This is a genomic window from Apibacter sp. HY039, assembly GCF_004023655.1.
Taxonomy (GTDB): Bacteria; Bacteroidota; Bacteroidia; order Flavobacteriales; family Weeksellaceae; genus Apibacter; species Apibacter raozihei.
Genome location: NZ_SAYM01000017.1, coordinates 1 through 3,551, shown reverse-complemented (window position 1 = coordinate 3,551; position 3,551 = coordinate 1). Strand labels below are relative to the sequence as shown.

The window sequence follows — 3,551 nt, the reverse complement described above, 5'->3', positions numbered from 1 at the left end:
CCGTAATAATAAAGACCTGTTTCCTCATCCAACTCCTTACCGTTAAATAAGTAAGGGGTATTCCAACTGTTATTACGTTCTTCCACAAAAACCTCGCCAAAAGGTACATATTCTACGTGTTGTACGATATCGCCGTCTAAACTGGTGATATAACTGCTGCTTCCCAAATGGTCGGCATGGTAGTAATACTGCAGCTTTTCGTAGTTCACGGGTTCTGTGCCTGCGGTGGCTTTGCTGCTGCTTTGCTTGCTGGTGCTCTGGTCATCGCTACAGCAGAAGCCTTGTCCGTTCACATAGTCGTCATTGTCTTTCCCGTTATAGGGTACTTCAAAGTGGGCATAGTTGCTGCGGATGTCTTGCAGACTCTGCTGGTACTTGCCTTTCCAGTCTATTTTTATCCCGTCCAGGGTGGCTCCTGCATATTCAATTCTTCTGGGGTCGGCTCCGAAGCTTTCCAGATCGCCGAGCTTACTTACTACCCGCTGACTGCCTATGTAGTAGTGTTTGGTGTATTTGCCTCCGGCGGCTACGACCATATACGGGTTGATGTAGGCACTGAAGCGGTTAGTCTGGGTAACTCCTCCGGCAAAGAGTGAGTTTACATATACCTGCTCGCTCTCGCCACTGGTTTTGATTACTCGCTCGCCGCTGGCATCATACCAGTAGTTACTTACGTATCCGTTGTCATCCAGGGCGCGCAGGCGGTTCTCTTCATCCCACAGAAGCTTGCGCTCATTGGTCTTGTCGCTTTCGCTCTGGTCTTGTTTTTTTAAACGGGTGTTCACGTACACCAGGTTCCCGTTGGCATCGTACTGGTACGCTTTCTTCTGCTCGCGTTTTTCTTCTTCTTGTTTCTCTTCGGTGCGATAGTTCGTGTCGTCCAGTTGCTCTATCTGGTTTTTCTTGCTTTGGTTATAGTTGTACACCAAATCGTATCCGGCGTTCAGCCCGCCCTGGAATGCCAAATTCTGCTGGCTTACGTCCTGGGTTTTGCGGGTGATGTTATGAAGGTTGTCATAGGCCATCGTTAACTGGTAACGGGCCGTTTTCTGATCGGCTCCGGTATAGGTTCCGCTGGCTCCGGTTAATCGGTACAGCCCGTCGTAGCTGTAACGGTGCTCCATCTGTCCGCCCTGCAGGTTCTTCCCATTGCCGGGTAAGGGGGCCTGGTTGGCTACGCTTAGTACGTTGCTTACGGCATCGTAGGTGTAGCGGTTGTCCATGATTTGGGTTCTTGGAGTGGTACTGTTGCTACGGGACTGCGTCCATACTTGTAGCTGGCTCAGCCTTCTTCTTTGTGGATCATAGGTGTAACTGGTTTCTGAACCGTTGCAGTATTTTAAATAGTTGCGCTGTTCGAATTGGTCATAGCCTATTTTCTCTACGTAGTTATAGCTGTAGGCTTTGCTGCCTTTTACTTGTACTAACTGACCGGCTGTGTTGTATTTGTATTCTACTTTTTCTTCATCGGGATAGATGATTTGTTCGATACGGTTCCAACTGTCATATTTGGTCTTGGTTACGTAGGTGGCTATCGCCTGGTTGGGGATAATCACTGTACGGCGTACTTCGGTTACTTCGCCTAAGCGACCGTATTTGAATTCCTGGGCTCCGGTGGCATCTTCTTGTAAGACTACTCGTCCTACCCGGTTTTCTTTGGCATTTTTGCCGCCGTAGTGGTAGGTAACGTTGTTTTCGGGATGCTCGGGATATAGGATCTTCGTTAAACGGGCATACTGGTACTCGTATTTAATCTGTTTCCCGCTGGCGGCTAAGTTGGAGCTTTGGCGGCTGATAACATTCCCCAGGGCATCGTAGCTTAGTTGTGTGGTTCCGGCACTTGGGTGCTGAACCTGGATGCGGCGACCTGCCAGGTCATATTCCGAGCGGGTCTGCTGGCCTTCGGTATCGGTAACGGTGAGCAGCTGGTTAATGGCATCGTAACTGAAGCTTGTGGTGATGGTTCCTGAGGGGCCTGATAATTGCTCGGTTTTCAGGGTAAGTCCTGAGCCGTTGGTATAGGTGCTTTGTTTTCCTCCCAGCGCATCGGTTACGGTGGTAACCAGGGTACGGCTGGAGGTATCGATTCCGTAGCTCATACGGCTCACACTTTCGTCCGGAAGTATTGTCTCCAGGGCTCTGTCCAGAATGTCGTAACGGGTTCGTGTCGGGGTTACGGCATCAAAGCTGCGGTTAAAGGTTAACCGTTGGGATGGGTCTTCGCTGACCGGATAGTAGCTTTCTACTACTCGTCCGTACGGATCGAGCTTGCTTCTGCCGCTTACTATCAGTACTTTTTTATCTTCGGGATGACTGCCCTGGGCATCGGTCTGGGTAAGTACTCCGTCTTTTTTTACTTGCAGGGCGCGTCCTACTCCGTCTACAAAGCTGATGGTTTCTATATCATTGCCTTGGTGCTGCGGATCGTAGTGTTGGGTTATGGCATAGGCCGGACGCTGGATGCTGCCATCCTGGGCGAGTTCGGCATGGGGCTCATATTCAAATTTGATCGTGTACGGTAGTCCCAGCTCCATTTCGTTCGGTCCGGTAATGGTCCGGATTCTTCCCAGGTTGTCCAGGGTCGTGGCCATATAGTAACCGTTGTAGTCTTTGGTGCTTAGTGGTACTCCGTAACGGTAATCGTAATTCTCCAACTCACTGGTATACCCGTAGGCATCGTCAATGCGCTCCAGGTACATATTGTATTCCCGGTCGTAGCGGTATTTATACCATAAGCGTTCGCCTTTCTGGTTGCCCGGAAGGGTCTTTTGGGTGATGTTTCCGTATTTATCGTAAACGATATCGGTTACGGATTCTTCGCCTTGTTCGTTTAATCGCTGGCGCACCTGGGTCAGGTGGTTAGCATATTGGGTATCGTAGCTCGCCTGTACTTCCCGGTAAAGGGTTCCCTGGCTGCCGTATACTTGTACTTGTACGGGTAATCCGTAGATGTTTTTAGACGGGTTGGAGGTATAACGGATACGGGTTTCGTAGTTATAGCTTCCTTTGCCCTGCTCGCCTAAGCTGCCGCTGTCACTGTACCGGTAACGTACTAATTCGCCGTATTGGTCCTGCGTGTCGTAGGCATACCAGCTTTCGTTGGCTACCATTCCTTCGTTTTGTCCTTCGTAGACGGTGCTGCGGGTGTATTGTACCGGGGTATATGAAGACTGGGTATCACCGCATAAATCCGTATTGCTTAGGGTATAGTTGTTTTTCCCTGACTGACGTACTTCGTACTGGTAGTAACGGGTGATGCTTTCGCTATAGAGTTTCCCCCGGGCATCTTCTACGCTGCTGCGCAAACTGTTCCCGGCACGGTAGTAGTTGCTTACGTCGTATTCCTGGACGTGCTTGCGATAGACCTGATTATTGTTCTCGGTATCTATGCTTAGGCTTTCTACTTTGCCAAAGCCTAAAAACTCCCGCTCGTGGCGGTCATGTTTTCCTTTGCTATAACGGTATTCCATTCGGGTGTTACTTCCGTCATCTTGGATTCCGTCATTGATTTCTACGCTTGATAGTACCCATTTCCCTCCCGGGTGATCATA

Annotated in this window: 1 pseudogene; it reads right to left on the bottom strand. The window is 49.8% G+C overall.

Going from position 1 to position 3,551, the window contains the following annotated elements:
- Positions 1-3,497, bottom strand: a pseudogene (locus EQ921_RS14695) (hypothetical protein); the annotation flags it as partial.
- Positions 3,498-3,551: the final 54 nt, after the last annotated feature.